We start from the raw sequence: 18609 nt of genomic DNA, 5'->3' as shown, positions 1-18609 counted from the left end.
TCTAGATAAATTAAAAGTGCTTTTTATAAAAATGAAATTACTATCTATATTGAGCGTAAACAACTTTAGTTTGTAGGTATTCTTCCATACCATGTTTACCATCTGCACCACCTATACCAGATTTTTTCCAACCTGCATGAAAACCTTGTATAGCTTCAAAATGCTCTCTATTTATATAAGTTTCTCCGTATTGTAATTCTTCTGCAGCATACATTACTTTATTAAAGTTTTCTGAGAATATAGATGATGTTAAACCAAATTCACAGTCATTAGCTAAAGCAATTGCTTCATCAAGCGTACCAAATTTCATTACAGGTAAAACAGGACCAAATACTTCTTCTTGTATAATTTGCATGTCTTGTTTTACATTTGTTAATAAAGTCGGTTGATAAAAATATCCTTTATTAAATTGACTCATGCCAGATCCACCAACGATAACTTCTGCTCCTTCTTTTTTAGCATATTCTACCATTTCAGAAACTTTATCTAATTGATCTTTAGAGACTAAAGCGCTCATGTCTGGATTATTGTCAGAAAAAGCATCTTCTACCTTTATTGTTTTCATTTTTTTAGCAACCATGTCTAAAAATTGATCATGAATTGATTCTTCTATATAAAGACGTTCTGCACAATTACAAACTTGCCCGCTAAATGTAATTCTAGAAGTAACAACTGCATTAACGGCTAGTTCTAAATTAGCATCTGCACATACAATTGCAGGGGCTTTACCACCTAACTCTAAAGAAACTTTTGTAATATTTTCTGATGCAGCTTGCATAACCATTTGACCAGCACCAACACTACCCGTTAAACTAATAATACCAGTAATAGGGCTTTTAGATAATGCGTTACCAACTATACTACCTTTACCACAAACATAATTTAAAACACCAGCTGGTAGTTTTATGCTTTCTATTAATTTTGCAAATTCCATAACGGTGTTAGGAGCTATAGAACTTGGGTTTATAACACAAGTATTACCTGTAATTAAAGAACCTGCAACTTTTCTAGCCATAACAAAGAAAGGAAAATTCCAAGGTAAAATACCAACAGCTACACCAATTGGTGCTTTGTGTAAAAAGATATGTTCTTTACTACGGTCGCTTTGTATAATTTCTCCTTCAATTCTTCTTGCAAAGCCAGCGTAATAATCAAAATAATCTGCTGTTACATCAATTTCTACTTGGGCTAAGCTCATTACTTTAGCTTGTTCTGCTGCTAAAGTTTCTGCTAAAAATATTCGATTTTCACGAATAATATTAGCCATTTTGTTTAGGTAATTACCTCTTTCTATTGCAGGAAGAGATTTCCATGCGTGTTGAGAAGCTTTTGCTGCATCTAATGCTAAATTAGCATCTTCTACACTTCCTTTAGGCATTAGAGACAAGACCTCTTCTGTACAAGGATTTAAAATTTCTATGACCTCTGTAGAGGTAGATTTTACAAATTTTCCGTTTATAAATTGATTGAATTCTTGCATAAAATAATTTTTTAGTTAATTGTTTTTTTTTAAGAGATTTTAAAAGATGTCTCTTAATGTATATTGGTTGCTAAAGTCAATACACAAACTTAAAAATAGAATTGTCTAAAAATTTTATCCATAATAATCAATAATATGTATAATTTAAACATTGAGGTTAAAATGTAAAAAGTAAATAACATTTAAACCCTTGTATAGTTAGTTGATAGGTGTTTTTTTTAAAAGATAAATTTTTAGACTTATGTATATTTTCCAGATTTATAAGTTCCGGGAGTTAAACCTGTAACTAGTTTAAAAACTCTAGAAAAGTGATACCTATCAGAAAATCCTAAATGAAAAGCAACATCTTCTATTGTTTTATTGGTGTGTTCAAACAATTCACAAGATCTTGCAATTTTTCTATTCTGAATAAAATTATGAACTGTAATATGCATTTCATCTTTAAATAAACGAGCAAAAGAGTTAGGAGCCATATTTACTACAGAAGCAATTTCTGTATTGCTTAATTTTTTATTGATATTAGCTTCTATATATCTTATTACTTGCAAAACTCTACTATCAATATTTATGGCTTTCCATAGTTCTGGTCCTATTGTAGTAAGTGCTTCTTTAATAAATGCTTGTAGTTTTAAATTAAATGTAAGTTTAAAATCTTTGTTTTCTATTTTTAATCTTTCTGTTAAATATTCTAATCGATCTTTTAAATAATCTGTTACTTCTATTTTTAAGATACCAGGGTAAACATTATCAAAAGGAACACCCAGGTTAAAATGAATAAAAAAATGAATTAAAGAAGAGTCTAAATAATCATTTTCATTATAATCACTTGTTAGATGTCTACCAGAAACATGTATGCCAGATTCATAGGTATGGTTTTTTGTAAAACGAGAAGAGAAAGAAGTAAAAGGTGGTATTATATATAAAGTGTCTGGAGTCATTTTGTACACTTCATCTAAATGAATCAATTCTCCACCTTCATTTCTATTCCAATATATTCTCCAAAAAGGGAAAATCATATCGTGGCAATCCCATAAATTTAATAGCCAATACCTGCAGCACAATAACTTTAATTTTAAATCTATAAAGTTTTGAAAGTTAGAAGAAGGGTCTCCTAATGCTATGTTTTTAGAAAATGCCAAAAAGTGATAATGTTTAAATTAGATACAAAAATACAGATTTTGAATATTTTTAATCGTTTAAATGACTAATATCTTTGTTACATCAAATTTACTAAATATTATGAAAACACTAAATCTTCCTTTACAAGTAACAGAAGAATTAAAAAAAGTTTCTAAAGTTGCAGGCTATTTATGGCAACGTGAGTGGGCAGAAAGAAATGCAGGAAATATATCAATGAATTTAACTTCGTTTTTTACAAAAGAAGAAGTACAAGGTATTGGTACAGAAGTGCCTTTCGATTTCCCTAAAGAATCAGCAGGTTTTGTAATTTATATTACAGGAACAGGTTGTTATTTAAGAGATTTAGTTGATATGTTAGAAGAGGTTTCTTGTATACTTTATATAAATGAAACAGCAACAGCATATTCTATTATTTGGGGAGGAAAAAGACCTAATTTTGGGCCAACTTGCGAGTTGATTTCTCATGCTAGTATTCATTTATTCAACTCAAAATATCACCCAGAAAACCTAGCAGTTGTACATACGCATCCTATAGAATTAATTTGTATGAGTCATCATGATTTATTTAATGATGAAGAAGAGTTAAACAGACAATTATGGATGATGTGCCCAGAAGTAAAAGTATTTGTACCAAAAGGAGTGCATTGTACACCTTATGCATTATCAAGTACAGTTGCATTAGCAGAAGTTACTATGGAAGCTTTTAAAACAAGAAATATTTCTCTTTGGGAAAAACACGGTGCAACTTCTACAGCACCAGATGTTATGAAAGCTTGGGACTTTTTAGATGTAGCTAATAAAGGTGCTAAATTGTTGTTAACATGTTGGTCTGCTGGTTTTAAGCCTGCAGGATTATCTAACGAGCAGTTAACAGAATTAGAGCAGTTTATATAAATTAAAAAGCATTAAAAAAATCATGAGTAGATTAATAGGTAGATTACCAAAAGTAGGAATTCGTCCTGTAATTGATGGACGCGAAATGGGAGTTAGAGAATCTTTAGAGGTTCAAACAATGGATATGGCAAAAGCTGCAGCAAAGTTAATAGAAGATACTTTGCGTTTTCCTAGCGGAGAAAAAGTAGAATGTGTTATTGCAGATACAACAATTGGTGGTGTTGCAGATGCTGCTGCTTGTGCAGATAAATTTAAAAGAGAAGGTGTAGAAGTTTCTTTAACAGTTACACCTTGTTGGTGTTACGGTACAGAAGTTATGGATACAGATCCATTAACACCAAAAGCAGTTTGGGGATTTAACGGAACAGAAAGACCAGGAGCTGTATATTTAGCGGCTGCTTTGGCAGGATATTCTCAAAAAGGATTACCAGCTTTTGGTATTTATGGTAAAGAAGTACAAGACGGAGGAGATCAAACCATTCCTGATGATGTTTCTGAGAAAATCTTACGTTTTGTAAAAGGAGCTTTAGCAGTTGCCCAAATGAAAGGTAAATCTTATTTATCTATCGGTTATAGTTCTATGGGGATTGCAGGTTCTATGGTAGATGTAAACTTTTTACAAGATTATTTAGGAGTTAGAGCAGAATTTGTAGAGTCTGTAGAGCTTTTAAGAAGAATGGATAAAGGGATTTATGATAAAGAAGAGTTTGAAAAAGCATTAGCTTGGACAAAAGAAAATTGTAAAGAAGGAGAAGATCGTAATAGTTTAGAAACTCAAAAATCATCCGAAGAAAAAGAAAAAGAATGGGAAAAGGTTGTTAAAATGACCTTAATCTGTAAAGATTTGATGAATGGAAACCCAAAATTAAAAGAATTAGGTTTTGGTGAAGAGTCTAAAGGGAGAAACGCTATTATGGGTGGTTTTCAAGGGCAAAGACAATGGACAGATTATCAGCCAAATGCAGATTTTACAGAGTCTATTTTAAATTCTTCTTTTGATTGGAACGGAATTAGACAAGCTTATGTTTTTGCTACAGAAAACGATTGTTTAAATGCAATTTCTATGTTATTTGGGCATTTATTAACTAACAAAGCACAGTTATTTTCTGATGTAAGAACGTATTGGAGTCCAGAATCTGTAGAAAGAGTTACAGGTAAAAAATTAACAGGAATTGCCAAAGATGGTATTATACATTTAATTAATTCTGGATCTACAACGTTAGATGCAACAGCTCAACAAAAAGATAGTGAAGGAAACCCAACAATGAAACCATTTTGGGATATAACAGAAGATGACGTTCAGCGTTGTTTAGATAATACAAAATGGCCACCAGCAACTTTCGAGTATTTTAGAGGAGGAGGATTTTCATCTCAATTTTTAACAAAAGCAACAATGCCATTAACAATGTGCAGGTTAAACTTAATAAAAGGAATTGGGCCTGTTTTACAAATAGTAGAAGGATGGAGTGTTGAGTTGCCAGAAGATATACATACTATTTTAGATGAAAGAACAGACCCTACTTGGCCAACAACTTGGTTTGTGCCAAGAACAACAGGTAAAGGATTCTTTAAAGATGCTTATACTGTAATGGCAAAATGGGGTGCAAACCATGGTGCAATTTCTCATGGACATATTGGTGCAGATTTAATTTCTTTAGCGGCAATGCTACGTATTCCTGTTAACATGCATAATGTTGATGAAAAAGATGTCTTTAGACCAAGTGCTTGGTCTGCTTTTGGAGAAGAACTAGAAGGAGCAGATTATAGAGCTTGTAAAAATTATGGACCATTATATGGTTTTAAAGAATCATAAAAAAATATTTATAAAATAGAATTGGCAAGCAAATTTTTAGGATTGTTTGTTTTGTTTGTCAATTCTTATTTCGATGATGATAAAGTTTCTCCTTTTAATTCTTAATAGTTAAAAGGAAACTTTTTCTTTTTTAACTACAATAAGAATGAAAAATGTAATTGCAATTATAGATATAGGTAAAACAAATAAAAAAATATTTTTATTTGATGAAAATTTTGAAGTATGCTTTCAAAACTCTACAAAATTTAAAGAAATATTAGATGATGATGGTTTTCCTTGTGATGATATTAAGTCTATAGAAAATTGGATTTTTGAAGAAATAAAAAAGGTACAGAATAATTCCTTATATAATCTAAAAGCAATTAATTTTTCAACTCATGGAGCTTCGCTTGTTTATTTAGATAAACAAGGTAATAGAATTACTCCTTTATATAATTATTTAAAACCGTTAGATATTAATGATTTTAACGAGTTTTATCAGCAAAACGGAGGCGTAGAAGAGTTTTCTAGAGCAACAGCTTCACCTGCTTACGGCATGTTAAATACAGGTTTACAAATGCTTTGGATGCAAAAAGATAAACCAGAAACTTGGCAGAAAGTTCACTCAATACTACATTACCCTCAATATTTAAGTTATTTATTTACAAAAAAAGTTACAGCAGATTTTACATCTATAGGAGCGCATACAGCTACTTGGAATTTTGATGTAATGGATTATCATCCGTGGTTAAAAAAAGCAGGAATTTCTTTGCCAGAACCTGTAAATGGAGAAAAAGCAATTTTAGCAGAAATAAACGGACAACAAGTTGCAGTTGGTTCTGGTTTACATGACAGTTCATCATCAATAATACCTATTTTAGAGAAAGAAAAAAACAATGATTTTGTATTACTTTCTACAGGAACCTGGATTATTGCAATGAATCCTTTTAGTTTAGAAACTTTAACACAACATCAATTAAAAAACAATTGTTTGTGTTTTATGACACCTAAAAAACAACAAGTTAAATCTTCTATGCAATTTTTAGGGCGTATTCATGAGGTGTATTTAGAGCCATTTAGTAAACATTTTAATGTTGATATAAATACACATTTAGAGTTAGATTTAGATGAAAAACTATGTCAAAATTTAATAACTAAAAACGCACGAGTTTTTTTATCAGAAGGAATAGATACCAATTTTGAGGCGAATGAAAGTTTATTAAATAACTTTAGTTTGTATAAAACAGCTTATTATCAATTAATTTTCGAGATTTCTAAAAAGGTAATTTCTGGTATTAATTTAATTACGGATAAAGATAAAGCAATTAAAAATATTTTTATTTCTGGTGGATTTAATAGGAATAACATCTTTATAGCATTTTTAAAATTATTACAGAAAGATGTTGTTATAAAAATATCAGAATGTAAAAATGAAAGTGCTTTGGGTGCTGCCTTAATGATGAAAAATTATTTATAAATATTTTATTGATAGTGTTTTATGTTTTTTAAATAAAGAGTTCTAACTTATTTGTTGTACCTTCTACAAAAAATAAGAGATGAATAAACTAATTTTTAATGCCATTAAAACAGTATTCTTATCAAGTCTTTTAGTATTTGTTTCTTGTAATAATAAAGAAGGTAAAAAAGATAAATTAGAGGGAGTTTGGGAACAAACTAACTTTTTTAGATTGAAGGAAAAAGACACTATTTTAAAAGATAATTCTAAAATTCAACACAAAATATATTTAGACGGATTTCTTATCTGGAATTCTGATGCTGGTAAAGATTCTGTAGAATGGCATGCTTACGGAACTTATAATCTTAAAAAAGATACTTTAATAGAAACTTTAACTTCTATGTCTATCCCTTTGCAAGGGTATAATTCTATTTATCCAATAGTTATAGAAGTATCAGATTCATCTCTTAAACAAACAATTAATTATAAAGAAAATGATATTAATTATCAAAATATAGAGATTTATAAGAAGCTTAATTAGATGCAGTTTTCCTAGTTTTTTATTGATATAAATATCGAGTTCAAATTGTAAAATTAGCTAGGGAAAAAGTACTTTTGTAGCAATTATAATTTATTTATGAAACCATTTGAATTTAAGGAGTTTGTTGTTCATCAAAATAATACAGCTATGAAAATTGGTACAGATGCAGTGCTTTTAGGAGCTTGGTGTTCTGTAGATAATTATTTAGATACAATTTTAGACATCGGTTCTGGAACAGGAATTATATCTTTAATGCTTGCACAGCGTTCTGATGCAATGACAATTGATGCTGTTGAGGTTGATGAAAATGCTTATGAACAAACGGTAGAAAATTTTGAAAAATCTGATTGGGGAGATCGTTTGTATTGTTACAATGCTACTTTTCAAGAATTTGCCGATGAAATTGAAGAAGAGGAAGAAACCTATAATTTAATTGTTTCTAATCCACCATTTTATACTGATGATTACGAAACTAATAATAAAGCAAGAAACAAAGCACGTTTTACATCATCACTTTCTTTTGATGAATTATTAAAAGGTGTATCTAAAATTTTATCAGAAAATGGAATATTTTCTGTAATTGTTCCTTTTAAAGAAGAAGAGGGTTTTATCAATTTAGCAAAAGAAAATAAATTGTTTTTAAACAAAGTTTGTCATGTACAAGGCAATCCAAAATCAGAAATAAAAAGAAGTTTGTTAGAATTCTCTTTTCATCCATCAGAAATTAAAAAAGAACATTTAGTTATAGAAGTTGCTCGCCATCAATACACAGAAGATTACATAAAATTAACCAAAGATTTTTATTTAAAAATGTAAGATATTATATAGGGTTATGCTTAGTTTTATCATGAAAAATAAATTTTAAAAATGTATAAAAATTTAACAATTACTGCTCTTTTAGGAATGTTAGCTATTATTTTAGGAGCATTTGGTGCTCATGCTTTAAAAGAAGTTTTATCTGCAGAAGAATTATTGAGTTTTGAAACAGGAGTTAGATACCAAATGTATCATGTAATAGTACTATTGTTTGTTAATATTTTTGATGGATTTTCTAAGAAACAAAAAAATAGAATTAGTTATCTTTTCTTTTCAGGAATTTTACTCTTTTCAGGTTCTATTTATGCTATTCATTTAACATCAATTTCAGCAAAATCTATTTGGTTTATAACGCCTTTAGGAGGTCTTACTTTAATCTTAGGGTGGCTTTTAATGATTATTGTATTTTTAAAAACTGCTCTTAAAAACAAATAGGTTTTTATATATTTAATAATTTTAATAGCTATATAAAATTATATTCGTAAATTAGTGGTGTAAAAATTTATATTCATCATTTAAAAATATTGATATGTTAGATACCTGCACGAAATCGATTTCGTTAACTAGTCTAGGAATCAAAAATGCAATAATTCGTTATCAGTTAACTTCAGAAGAATTACACCAAGAGACTTTACAAAAAAAACAAGGTGTAGTATCTTCTTTAGGTGCAATTGCTGTTAACACAGGAGAGTTTACTGGGCGTTCGCCCTTAGATCGTTTTATTGTAAAAGATAAAATTACAGAAGATAAAGTTTGGTGGAGCGATATTAACATTCCGTTTAATTCAGAAAAGTTTGATGCTTTATACAGAAAAGTTGTAAATTATTTATCAGAAAAAGAAATTTTTGTAAGAGATAGTTATGCCTGTGCAGATGATAATTACAAGCTAAATATTAGAGTTGTAAATGAATATCCGTGGAGTAACATGTTTGCTTACAATATGTTTTTAAGACCAACAGCACAAGAATTAGAAACCTTTTTACCAGAATGGACCGTGATTAACGCACCTGGTTTTATGGCAGATCCAGAAGAAGACGGAACACGTCAACATAATTTTGCAATTTTAAACTTTACTAAAAAAATTGCTTTAATAGGAGGAACAGGTTATACAGGAGAAATTAAAAAAGGAATTTTTTCTGCTTTAAATTTTATTTTGCCTATTTATAAAAATACGTTGCCAATGCATTGTTCTGCAAACGTTGGTAAAGAAGGTGATACTGCTATTTTCTTCGGATTATCTGGTACTGGTAAAACAACATTATCTACAGATTCAGAAAGAAGTTTAATTGGTGATGATGAACACGGTTGGACGGCAGAAAATACTGTTTTTAATTTTGAAGGAGGTTGCTATGCAAAAGTAATAAACTTATCTGCAGAACAAGAACCAGAGATTTTTGCAGCCATTAAAAAAGGTGCAATTTTAGAAAATGTTGTTATGAATAATGATGGTGTTGTAGATTTTGCAGATACATCAATTACTCAAAATACAAGAGTAAGTTATCCAATTTATCATATAGATAATATTCAAAAACCATCAATAGGTAAAAATCCAAAAAATATTTTCTTTTTAACTGCAGATGCTTTTGGAGTTTTACCTCCAATTTCTAAGTTAACACCAAGCCAAGCAGCATATCATTTTATATCTGGTTATACTGCAAAAGTTGCAGGTACAGAAGCAGGTGTAACAGAACCTGTACCAAGTTTTTCTGCTTGTTTTGGAGCGCCTTTTATGCCATTACACCCAACAAGATATGCAGAAATGTTAAGTAAAAAAATGAAGGATGCAGGTGTAAATGTTTGGTTGGTAAATACTGGTTGGTCTGGCGGTCAATACGGTGTTGGTAGACGAATGCCTTTAAAATATACAAGAGCAATGATTACGGCTGTTTTAGAAGGTAAATTAGGAGATTATACTTATGAAGATTACCATATACATTCTGTTTTTGGTGTAGCACAACCAAGAACTTGTCCTGGCGTGCCAACAGAATTATTAAGTCCTAGAGCAACTTGGAATAATGATGATGCTTATTATAAAACAGCGTTTAAATTATCGAATGCATTTAGACATAATTTTAAACAATTTGAAGAGTTTGCAAACGAAGAAATCCGAAGAGGAGGTCCACAACGTTATGCATTTTAGTCGTTTTTTTTAATAGTTATTCTGAAACACCCCGTAATTGGGGTGTTTTTTATTTTAAAAAAGTATCTTTAGTTTTAAAAATTAGATAAACTTTATTTTTATGATAAAAAAATGGTTTTCAAATATAGGTCCGGGTACATTAGTTGCAGCAGCTTTTATTGGTCCTGGTACTGTAACACTTTGTACGTTAGCAGGTGTAAATTTTGGATTTAATTTACTTTGGGCAATGTTGCTTTCTGTAATAGCAACCATAGTTTTACAAGAAATGGCAGCAAGATTGGGTATTATTTCTCAAAAAGGATTGTCTGAAGTGATTAGAGAAGAAATTAAAAACCCAATTTTAAAACAGTTTATCACTTTTTTAATTTTAGCCGCAGTTGTAGTTGGTAATGCATCTTACGAAGCAGGAAACATAAGCGGTGGAATTTTAGGTTTAGAAACTATTCTAGGTGAAATTACCTTAGTTTTCAATGGGTTTTCAATCAATTTATTAAGTGTATTAATTGGTATTATTGCTTTTGTTTTGCTCTATATTGGTAATTATAAATTTTTAGAAAAAGCCTTAGTAACATTGGTTTTAATAATGAGTATTTCTTTTTTAGTAACTGCAATTGTTACTAAACCAAATATTTTAGAATTATTAAAAGGATTGTTTATACCTCAGTTTCCAGAAAAAAGTATTCTAACAATTATTGGTTTAATTGGTACAACTGTAGTGCCATATAATCTGTTTTTACACGCCTCTTTGGTAAAAGAAAGATGGAGTAAAAAAGAAGATTTATCTGCAGCTAAAAAAGATACTGTAGTTTCTATTATTTTAGGCGGTTTGGTTTCAATGGCAATTATAGTTTCTGCAGCAGCAATACAAACTACCAATATTACAAATGCCGCAGATTTAGCAAAAGGATTGGCGCCTTTGTATGGCGAATTTGCTACTTATTTTTTAGCTTTAGGTTTGTTTTCTGCCGGAATTACATCTGCAATTACAGCACCTTTAGCAGCTGCTTATGTAGCAAAAGGGTGTTTGGGTTGGCAAGTTGGTTTAAAATCTAAAAAATTTAGATTTGTTTGGATTACCATTCTGTTTTTAGGTGTTTTATTTTCATCAATAGGCATAAAACCAATAGAAATTATAAAATTTGCACAAGTTGCAAACGGAATGCTTTTACCTATTATTGCCGGAATTTTATTGTGGATTATGAATAAAAAAGCGGTTTTAGGAGATTTTATCAATAGTAAAAATCAAAATATTATCGGTTTTGTAATTTTAGCAATAACCATTTTTTTAGGTGCAAAAGGAATTTTAAAAGTCTTTAATATTATATAAATGAAGATAGATATTAATTGTGATGTTGGTGAAGGAATTGTAAATGAACATTTGTTAATGCAACACATATCTTCTTGTAATATTGCCTGTGGTGGCCATTATGGCGATAAAAATACTATTGACAAAACCATACAATTGGCTATTGAAAATAATGTGTTAATTGGTGCACATCCTTCTTTTGCTGATAAAGAAAATTTTGGTAGAAAAGTAATGCATATTTCTGCAAACGATTTGCAAACTAGTATTCAAAATCAATTAGATTTATTTGTAGAAAGATTATCTAAATTCAATAAAAAACTGCATCATATTAAACCACACGGAGCTTTGTATAATTTAATTGCTGTAGATAAAAATGCAGCAGAAAACTTTATAAAAAGCATTTTAAAATATACAGAAAATGTGTTTTTATATGTTCCTTTTAATTCTGAAATTGAAAAAATTGCTTTAAAAAACAACATCAAAATTAAATACGAAGCATTTGCAGATAGAAATTACAATGATAATTTAACTTTGGTTGCCAGAAATAAAGAAAATGCGATTATTAAGAATTCTACACAAGTTTTAAATCATGTTTGTAGTATGGCTTTACATCAAAAAGTAACAACTATTTCTAATACAGAAATAAAGATTAAAGCAGATACTTTTTGTATTCATGGAGATCATGAAAATTCATTAGAAATTTTAGCGTTTTTATCTAAAGAACTTGCAAAAAAAGGAATACAAATTGGTTAATAAAATTACATATAAACCTTTTGGAAATAAGGCTATTCTTGTAGAATGGAACGCAATTATTAGTGAAGATATTTTAAATGATATTCTTAAATTTAAACACAAAATAGCGCATCAAAAAAAAGAATTTTATACAGATTTAGTTGTTGGTTATCATTCTTTAACTATAAAATATAAAGAAGAGTTTTCTAATTTTTTAGAAGAAGTAAACTTCTTAAAATCTATTTATATTTCTGATGTAAAAATTAAAAAAGCATCTAATTATTTGTGGGAAATTCCTGTTTGTTACAATGTTAAATTTGGGGCTGATTTAGAAGAAATATCAGCAAAAACCAAACTAACTACATCAGAAATTATACAATTGCATTCATCTAAAATTTATACAGTTTTCTTTATTGGGTTTTTACCTGGTTTTCTTTATTTAGGCGGATTAAATAAACAATTGTTTTTTGATAGAAAACCAAATCCGCGTTTAAAAGTAGATAAAGGTGCAGTTGCAATAGGTGGTGAACAAACCGGAGTTTACCCGTTAAATTCTCCTGGCGGATGGAATATTATTGGTAAAACGCCTGTTAATTTTTTTGATGTAGAAAATGACAATCCGTGTTTTGCAAAAGCTGGAGATAAAATAAAATTTGTGTCTATTTCTTTGGATGAATTTTATGAAATAGAAAAAGAAATTACAGAAAATAGTTATAAAATTTCTAAAACTTTATTAAATGATTAAAGTTTTAAAAGCAGGTTTTTATGCATCAATTCAAGATAAAGGTAGGCAAGGTTTTGCTTCAATAGGAGTGCCGGTTTCTGGTGTTATGGATGAGTATTCTGCTAATTTAGCTAATAGTATTTTAAATAATTCTTTAGAATTTGCCGTTTTAGAAATTACATTTGGCGGAACGCAATTACAGTTTTTAACCGATACTTTTATATGTATTTCTGGTGGAGATTTTTCGCCTAAAATAAATCAGAAATCAATTTTAATAAATGCAAGAATTAGTGTTTCTAAAAATGATGTTTTATCTTTTGGAAAAATTAATTTTGGAGTTCGTTGTTATTTAGCGGTAAAAGAAGGTTTTCAATCAAAAAAAATATTACAAAGTAGAAGTTTTTATCAGAATATAACCGATGATTTTATCATTAAAAAAAATGAAATTCTACCTGTAAAGAAGATTAAAGCTCAATTAAAATCAACCAATACTTCTGTCGGAATTTTAAAATCTTATTTTAAAACAGAAGAAATAAAATGTTTTAAAGGTCCGGAATATGATTTGTTAAATGATGATCAAAAAAAACAATTAACAAATCTGTTATTTACCATTTCTAATGATAATAATAGAATGGGGTATCGGTTAAATGAAACAATCAAAAATAATTTACCTTCTATTTTAACATCTGCAGTTTTGCCAGGAACTGTACAATTAACACCTTCTGGAAAAATTATTGTTTTAATGAAAGACTGCCAAGTTACTGGTGGTTATCCTAGAGTTTTACAGCTTACAGAAAATTCAATTGGCATACTTTCTCAAAAAACGACTCATAATAGCTTAAAATTCACCTTAATTAGCATTTGAGTTAAGATTTACTTTTATAGAGTTAAACAAGACTTTATTGCTGTTGTAGATTTGTGATGTACTAATTATACAACACTATATAAGTACAGAAAATAAGTTTAACCATTAAAACAAAATATTATGAATAATAGTAGTAGTAACACGATAGTAGGAATTTTAGCAGGAACAGCAATAGGAGCAACTTTAGGAGTTTTATTTGCACCTTATAAAGGTAGTGAAACAAGACAGAAAATTGCAGATGAAGCAATTAATGCAAAAGATATAATAGTAGAAAATGCTTCTGATATTTCAGAAAAAGTAGCATCTACGTTTGTAAATAAGACAGATACTTTAGATGATCAATTAGAAACTGTGGTATCTAACGTAAGTCATAAAACAGAAGATGTAATTTCTTCTTTAGAGAAAAAATTAAAAGAATTGAAAGAGAAAAATAAAAAATTACAAAAATCTGCCTAATTAAATGGAAATTTTAGATAAAATAAATAAGACAACAAATAGAGGTTCTGAGTCTGGCCAAAAATATTTAGAAACTTTTTACGAGCATGGAAAATTAAAAATTTTTCAACTAGCAACTGTTTCTTTAAGCTCTATAGTTAAAGTATTTTTAATAGGTTGGTTTGTTTTTATAGGATTAATTTTCTTAGCATTTGCTTCCGCAATTTTTCTAGGTAACTATTTAAATAATACTTCTCTTGGATATTTAATTGTTGCGTTGTTTTTCTTAATTATTCCGCTTTTTATTTTTTCAATAAGAAAAAAAATAGATAAAAAGATTATTCGAAAAATGTCTGATATGTTTTTTGAATCTTAAAAAAATCAATCAACTAAAAAAAAATAAAACTATGAAAACCTACGAGAGCTTTGATGATATAGAAAAAGAACTTAAAAAATTAGCTTTAGAAAAGGAAATAGCTTTAGAAGAACTTAAGATTGTAAAGCGTGATTTTGAAGATGTTTTAAAACCAATAAATTGGTTAAATAGCACTTTTAAATTTGCAAGTAAATACGGTTTTTTTATGCTTTTAAAAAAAGTGTTTAAATAATTTTTTTAATAGTGGTTAGTTGATTTTAAAAACCTCAATATATTTTATATTGAGGTTTTTTTATTAAATAACAGTTAGTAGATTTTTTTTAAATTGATTTGGAGTAATATCATATTTTTCTTTAAAAATTTTAGAAAAATAACTTCTACTACTAAAACCTACACTATACACCACTTGAGAAATATTTAAATCGGTATTTTTTAACATGTTTCTTGCAGATTCTAAACGAATATGTCTTATATATTCTGTAACAGTTCTTTTGTATAAAAACTTAAAACCTTCTTGAAGCTTTGCTTGTGTTAAACCGTAATTTTCTGAAATTTGCTCTAAAGTGTATTCTTTAGCAGGATTTTTTAGAATATTATTTCCTATTTTTCTTACAATTTTTAATTCGCTTTTATCAATAGCATTTGGTATTTTTTGACCATCTAAAATTCTATTATGTTGTTGTATGTGATGTGATAAAATCTCATAAACTTTTGCTTCAATTTTTAAAATACGTAGCATTCCTTTACCTTTTACTTTTTTCATGTCTCTAATTAAATCGGCCATTTTTAAGTTTAAAGTACCATAATTAGAAAACCTATTTTCATGATCGGTGTCCATAAAAACATCATAAAGTTTTTCGCTTAAAGTAGAAACATTGGTTGTTCTTTTTTTAAGAAAATGTTTTCTGGTAATTTGTATTACATTAATATTTACACTTTCGTTTTTAGGAAAAGAAAGGTAATTATAACCTCCTGTTTTATTTGTAAAAATTAAAGATTGAAATTGATCTATTTGTTTTACTTCATTTTGAACACCAAAACGATGTTTTAAATAACCTAAAGAAGGATAAATAAAACGAATTGGATTAAAATGTTCATCAGCTTTAATTTTTAAAATAAACTCTTTGTGTAATTTTAACTCAAAATCTAAAAGGTTTACGCCCCAATCAAAAGGAATAAATCTTATAATCCCTGTAGCGTATTCATTATTAATTGTTAATACGCTTTCATTCCAATCTGTTACTAAAGAACCTCCTGTCACGTCGTGAATTTGAGTGATTAAGTCCTTAGGACTATCAGCAATTATTTCAATTTCTATCATTAGATATTATGTTTTAATATTCCTTTTTTACCTAGTTTTAATTATGTGAGAGAACTTTTGTAAAGTAACTAAAATTAAATGAGTTAAAATGAAAATTATTACAGTTAATGTAACGTGTTAATTGTTAGTAACTTTGAATAGAAGATAACAAGGAGTTATCTATAATATTAACCATTAAAACTTACTAATATGTTACGTTATACCATTACATTTTTAATAATAGCCTTTATTGCTGCAATCTTTGGATTTGGTGGAGTTGCAGGTGCTGCAACCGGAATCGCAAAAATTTTCTTTTTTATATTTATAGTACTTTTTGTTTTATCAATTATTAAGAGTTTGGTAAAACGTTAAACTATTAATTATAAAAAATAGAAATAAAAACATCGCTTAATTTAAGCGATGTTTTTATTTTATAGAGATTTTTTTATAAAAAATGATATAATTTAGTTGTTGTTTGTCAATATTTTATAAAATCAATATTTATAAAGTTAGTTTTTAATATAAAAAAAATAAAAAATTACATTTTTGTTTATAAATAAAAAATAAACTTTTTTTAAATGAAATTATATAACAAAACAAAAGGTAGTAATATTTATATTACTACCTTATTTTGTTAGTATTATGAGCGTCTATTTTAAAAGACACAAAAAAACTATTAAGCTGTTTTAAATGCTTTTAATTTTTCTATTAATTCTGGTACAACTTCAAAAGCATCACCAATAATACCGTAGTCTGCAGCTTTAAAGAAAGGAGCATCTGCATCTGTGTTTATAACTACTTTTACTTTAGATGCATTAATCCCTGCTAAGTGTTGTATTGCACCAGAAATACCTATAGCAATATATAAATTAGATGCTACGGGTTTACCTGTTTGTCCAACATGTTCTCCATGAGGTCTCCAACCTAAATCAGAAACAGGTTTAGAACAAGCTGTTGCGGCTCCTAAAACATCTGCCAATTCTTCAATCATACCCCAATTTTCTGGTCCTTTTAAACCTCTACCACCAGAAACTACAATATCTGCATCTGCAATAGTTACTTTACCAGTAACTTTTTCTATTTTTTCTGATTTTACACCTGCATCAGGCAAAGCTGCTTCAAAAGATTCTGTAGTTCCAGAAACAACGTTTTCATAAATTCCAAAAGAATTTTTTGCTAATCCTATTACTTTTACATCAGTAGAAATTACAGTGTTAGAAAATGCTTTATTAGAAAATGTTTTTCTTTTTATTGTAAACGGGCTAACGTTTGATGGTAGCTCTACAGCATTAGAAATACAACCGGCTTCTAGGTTTACAGCAACTAATGGAGCTAAATACAATCCATCAATGCTAGAGTCTATAACTACAACTGTTGCGCTTTCTGCTTTTGCTACCTCAGTAATTACTGCTCCATATTGTTTCGCATTAAAAATAGTTAAACTATCATTAGAAACTGTAACTACTTTTTCTGCTCCGTATTTATATAATTCAGATGAATCATCAGCATTAATTGTTACTGCAACAATATTTGTATTTAATTGTTCTGCAATTTTTTTTCCATATGAAACTACTTCAAAAGCAGATTTCTTAAATTTTCCTTCCGACGAATCGGCAAAAACTAATACAGACATATTTTATAAGGTTTTAAATTTTTAGAATATTTGTACTATTATAATCAGGTACTAAAAAGTATTCTAAAAATATTTTTATTATTTGTGAAAATTCTAAGACAAATTTGTGTAAACTTATTTTATTAAGTTAGATCACTTTTGCTTCATTATGTAGCAGATTAATTAATTCATCTACATTATTTGAGTCTATCAATTTTACAGCTCCTTTAGGTGCTGGTTTTTCAAAAGATTGAATGTTTGTGGCAGATGTACTACCTATAGGCTCTACAACTTCTAACGGTTTTTTACGTGCCATCATAATACCACGCATATTTGGTATACGTAAATCTTTTTCTTCTACAATTCCTTTTTGGCCACCTATTACAATAGGTAAACTAGAAGACAAAGTTTCGTTACCACCATCTATTTCTCTTGTAGCAGATACATTTGTGCCTTCTATTTCTATACCAACACAACCATTAATAAAATTAAAATTAGTTAAAGCAGATAACATACCAGGTACCATTTGTCCGTTATAATCTGCAGATTCTTTTCCTGTTAAAACTAAATCGAACTCACCTTTTTTAACAACTTCAGATAACTCACTTGCTACCTGAAAACTATCTGTTGGGTTTGCATTTATACGAATTGCTTTATCTGCACCTATTGCTAAGGCTTTTCTTAAAGTAGGTTCTGTTTCTGCACCACCAACATTTACAACGGTTACCGAAGCACCTTGTTTTTCTTTAAACCACATCGCTCTTGTAAGACAAAACTCATCATAAGGATTTATTACAAATTGCACTCCATTTGTATCAAACTTTGTGTTATTATCTGTAAAATTAATCTTTGATGTAGTATCTGGGACGTGACTAATACAAACCAATATTTTCATAAAACTCTATTTTAAACGTTTTTTGTCGTTTACGAAAATACGGCTTTTTTTTAAAAAATACTATGCATGCATAGTATTTTTTAGGGTTTTTTAGTTTTTTAATTA

General features: G+C 28.7%; 20 protein-coding genes. 15 read left to right on the top strand and 5 right to left on the bottom strand.

Annotated features, from left to right (window positions below; translation table 11 throughout):
- Nucleotides 1–40: 40 nt before the first annotated feature.
- Nucleotides 41–1480 carry an aldehyde dehydrogenase gene (gene aldA, locus KI686_RS06645; RefSeq protein ID WP_237588489.1) on the bottom strand — a complete coding sequence of 480 codons (1440 nt, stop codon included), beginning with the start codon at nt 1478–1480 and terminating at the stop codon, nt 41–43.
- A 239-nt stretch (nt 1481–1719) separates the two neighbouring features.
- The gene (locus KI686_RS06640) at nt 1720–2619 is read right to left on the bottom strand and encodes an AraC family transcriptional regulator (protein WP_237588488.1); all 900 of its coding nucleotides are present in this window, start codon (nt 2617–2619) and stop codon (nt 1720–1722) included.
- Nucleotides 2620–2719: 100 nt separating this feature from the next.
- Here KI686_RS06640 and rhaD point away from each other — a divergent pair, with 100 nt between their 5' ends.
- The 14 genes from rhaD (at nt 2720) to KI686_RS06570 (ending at nt 14929) form a co-directional block, all read left to right on the top strand.
- Nucleotides 2720–3514, top strand: a complete 795-nt coding sequence (rhaD, locus tag KI686_RS06635) for a rhamnulose-1-phosphate aldolase (protein ID WP_237588487.1) — start codon at nt 2720–2722, stop codon at nt 3512–3514.
- Between the two features lie 22 nt (nt 3515–3536).
- Nucleotides 3537–5327, top strand: a complete 1791-nt coding sequence (locus KI686_RS06630) for an L-fucose isomerase (protein ID WP_237588486.1) — start codon at nt 3537–3539, stop codon at nt 5325–5327.
- A 145-nt stretch (nt 5328–5472) separates the two neighbouring features.
- Entirely contained in the window at nt 5473–6783 is a 1311-nt protein-coding gene (locus tag KI686_RS06625) for an FGGY family carbohydrate kinase (RefSeq protein WP_237588485.1), read from the top strand.
- Nucleotides 6784–6862: 79 nt separating this feature from the next.
- Nucleotides 6863–7303 (top strand): hypothetical protein, encoded by a 441-nt coding sequence (locus KI686_RS06620; protein WP_237588484.1) that lies wholly within the window; start codon nt 6863–6865, stop codon nt 7301–7303.
- Nucleotides 7304–7399: 96 nt separating this feature from the next.
- Nucleotides 7400–8119 carry a tRNA1(Val) (adenine(37)-N6)-methyltransferase gene (locus KI686_RS06615; RefSeq protein WP_237588483.1) on the top strand — a complete coding sequence of 240 codons (720 nt, stop codon included), beginning with the start codon at nt 7400–7402 and terminating at the stop codon, nt 8117–8119.
- A gap of 51 nt (nt 8120–8170) precedes the next feature.
- On the top strand, nt 8171–8554 hold the full coding sequence (locus tag KI686_RS06610; protein ID WP_237588482.1) for a DUF423 domain-containing protein: 384 nt from the start codon (nt 8171–8173) through the stop codon (nt 8552–8554).
- Nucleotides 8555–8648: 94 nt separating this feature from the next.
- Complete coding sequence (gene pckA / locus KI686_RS06605; RefSeq protein ID WP_237588481.1) at nt 8649–10259, top strand: phosphoenolpyruvate carboxykinase (ATP); 1611 nt, start codon at nt 8649–8651, stop codon at nt 10257–10259.
- 100 nt (nt 10260–10359) lie between these two features.
- Nucleotides 10360–11586: an Nramp family divalent metal transporter gene (locus KI686_RS06600; RefSeq protein ID WP_237588480.1), complete on the top strand. Its 1227-nt coding sequence runs from the start codon at nt 10360–10362 to the stop codon at nt 11584–11586.
- Nucleotides 11587–12318 (top strand): 5-oxoprolinase subunit PxpA, encoded by a 732-nt coding sequence (pxpA, locus tag KI686_RS06595; RefSeq protein WP_237588479.1) that lies wholly within the window; start codon nt 11587–11589, stop codon nt 12316–12318. It begins immediately after the preceding gene.
- Nucleotides 12311–13042, top strand: coding sequence for a 5-oxoprolinase subunit PxpB (pxpB, locus tag KI686_RS06590; RefSeq protein WP_237588478.1), 732 nt, complete (start codon nt 12311–12313; stop codon nt 13040–13042). Before pxpA ends, pxpB begins: the two co-directional genes overlap by 8 nt.
- Nucleotides 13035–13886, top strand: coding sequence for a 5-oxoprolinase subunit C family protein (locus tag KI686_RS06585; protein WP_237588477.1), 852 nt, complete (start codon nt 13035–13037; stop codon nt 13884–13886). Before pxpB ends, KI686_RS06585 begins: the two co-directional genes overlap by 8 nt.
- Nucleotides 13887–14006: 120 nt before the next feature.
- Complete coding sequence (locus KI686_RS06580) at nt 14007–14342, top strand: YtxH domain-containing protein (protein ID WP_237588476.1); 336 nt, start codon at nt 14007–14009, stop codon at nt 14340–14342.
- Nucleotides 14343–14346: 4 nt separating this feature from the next.
- A complete protein-coding gene (locus tag KI686_RS06575) occupies nt 14347–14697 on the top strand; it encodes a hypothetical protein (protein ID WP_237588475.1) in 351 nt (116 codons plus the stop codon).
- A gap of 31 nt (nt 14698–14728) precedes the next feature.
- Nucleotides 14729–14929, top strand: coding sequence for a hypothetical protein (locus KI686_RS06570; protein WP_237588474.1), 201 nt, complete (start codon nt 14729–14731; stop codon nt 14927–14929).
- Nucleotides 14930–14992: 63 nt separating this feature from the next.
- On the opposite strand, the gene KI686_RS06565 is transcribed toward KI686_RS06570, so the two are convergent.
- Nucleotides 14993–16018: a helix-turn-helix transcriptional regulator gene (locus KI686_RS06565; RefSeq protein ID WP_237588473.1), complete on the bottom strand. Its 1026-nt coding sequence runs from the start codon at nt 16016–16018 to the stop codon at nt 14993–14995.
- A 189-nt stretch (nt 16019–16207) separates the two neighbouring features.
- Here KI686_RS06565 and KI686_RS06560 point away from each other — a divergent pair, with 189 nt between their 5' ends.
- Complete coding sequence (locus KI686_RS06560; protein ID WP_237588472.1) at nt 16208–16369, top strand: DUF1328 domain-containing protein; 162 nt, start codon at nt 16208–16210, stop codon at nt 16367–16369.
- 304 nt (nt 16370–16673) lie between these two features.
- On the opposite strand, the gene KI686_RS06555 is transcribed toward KI686_RS06560, so the two are convergent.
- Together KI686_RS06555 and KI686_RS06550 are read right to left on the bottom strand one after the other, a co-directional pair.
- On the bottom strand, nt 16674–17630 hold the full coding sequence (locus KI686_RS06555) for an electron transfer flavoprotein subunit alpha/FixB family protein (RefSeq protein ID WP_237588471.1): 957 nt from the start codon (nt 17628–17630) through the stop codon (nt 16674–16676).
- Nucleotides 17631–17757: 127 nt separating this feature from the next.
- Nucleotides 17758–18504 (bottom strand): electron transfer flavoprotein subunit beta/FixA family protein, encoded by a 747-nt coding sequence (locus KI686_RS06550; RefSeq protein ID WP_237588470.1) that lies wholly within the window; start codon nt 18502–18504, stop codon nt 17758–17760.
- Between the last annotated feature and the right edge of the window lie 105 nt (nt 18505–18609).

Origin of the sequence: Polaribacter sargassicola, from assembly GCF_021991835.1 — a bacterium.
Classification (GTDB): domain Bacteria; phylum Bacteroidota; class Bacteroidia; order Flavobacteriales; family Flavobacteriaceae; genus Polaribacter; species Polaribacter sargassicola.
The sequence above is the reverse complement of the archived record's forward strand: the minus strand, read 5'-3'. Positions and strand labels throughout refer to the sequence as shown.

Coding starts and splice junctions, on each gene's coding strand:
- aldA (WP_237588489.1), bottom strand. CDS start 1,480: ATGCAAGAATTCAATCAATTTATAAACGGAAAATTTGTAAAATCTACC.
- rhaD (WP_237588487.1), top strand. CDS start 2,720: ATGAAAACACTAAATCTTCCTTTACAAGTAACAGAAGAATTAAAAAAA.
- KI686_RS06630 (WP_237588486.1), top strand. CDS start 3,537: ATGAGTAGATTAATAGGTAGATTACCAAAAGTAGGAATTCGTCCTGTA.
- KI686_RS06625 (WP_237588485.1), top strand. CDS start 5,473: ATGAAAAATGTAATTGCAATTATAGATATAGGTAAAACAAATAAAAAA.
- KI686_RS06620 (WP_237588484.1), top strand. CDS start 6,863: ATGAATAAACTAATTTTTAATGCCATTAAAACAGTATTCTTATCAAGT.
- KI686_RS06615 (WP_237588483.1), top strand. CDS start 7,400: ATGAAACCATTTGAATTTAAGGAGTTTGTTGTTCATCAAAATAATACA.
- KI686_RS06610 (WP_237588482.1), top strand. CDS start 8,171: ATGTATAAAAATTTAACAATTACTGCTCTTTTAGGAATGTTAGCTATT.
- pckA (WP_237588481.1), top strand. CDS start 8,649: ATGTTAGATACCTGCACGAAATCGATTTCGTTAACTAGTCTAGGAATC.
- KI686_RS06600 (WP_237588480.1), top strand. CDS start 10,360: ATGATAAAAAAATGGTTTTCAAATATAGGTCCGGGTACATTAGTTGCA.
- pxpA (WP_237588479.1), top strand. CDS start 11,587: ATGAAGATAGATATTAATTGTGATGTTGGTGAAGGAATTGTAAATGAA.
- KI686_RS06585 (WP_237588477.1), top strand. CDS start 13,035: ATGATTAAAGTTTTAAAAGCAGGTTTTTATGCATCAATTCAAGATAAA.
- KI686_RS06580 (WP_237588476.1), top strand. CDS start 14,007: ATGAATAATAGTAGTAGTAACACGATAGTAGGAATTTTAGCAGGAACA.
- KI686_RS06575 (WP_237588475.1), top strand. CDS start 14,347: ATGGAAATTTTAGATAAAATAAATAAGACAACAAATAGAGGTTCTGAG.
- KI686_RS06570 (WP_237588474.1), top strand. CDS start 14,729: ATGAAAACCTACGAGAGCTTTGATGATATAGAAAAAGAACTTAAAAAA.
- KI686_RS06565 (WP_237588473.1), bottom strand. CDS start 16,018: ATGATAGAAATTGAAATAATTGCTGATAGTCCTAAGGACTTAATCACT.
- KI686_RS06560 (WP_237588472.1), top strand. CDS start 16,208: ATGTTACGTTATACCATTACATTTTTAATAATAGCCTTTATTGCTGCA.
- KI686_RS06555 (WP_237588471.1), bottom strand. CDS start 17,630: ATGTCTGTATTAGTTTTTGCCGATTCGTCGGAAGGAAAATTTAAGAAA.
- KI686_RS06550 (WP_237588470.1), bottom strand. CDS start 18,504: ATGAAAATATTGGTTTGTATTAGTCACGTCCCAGATACTACATCAAAG.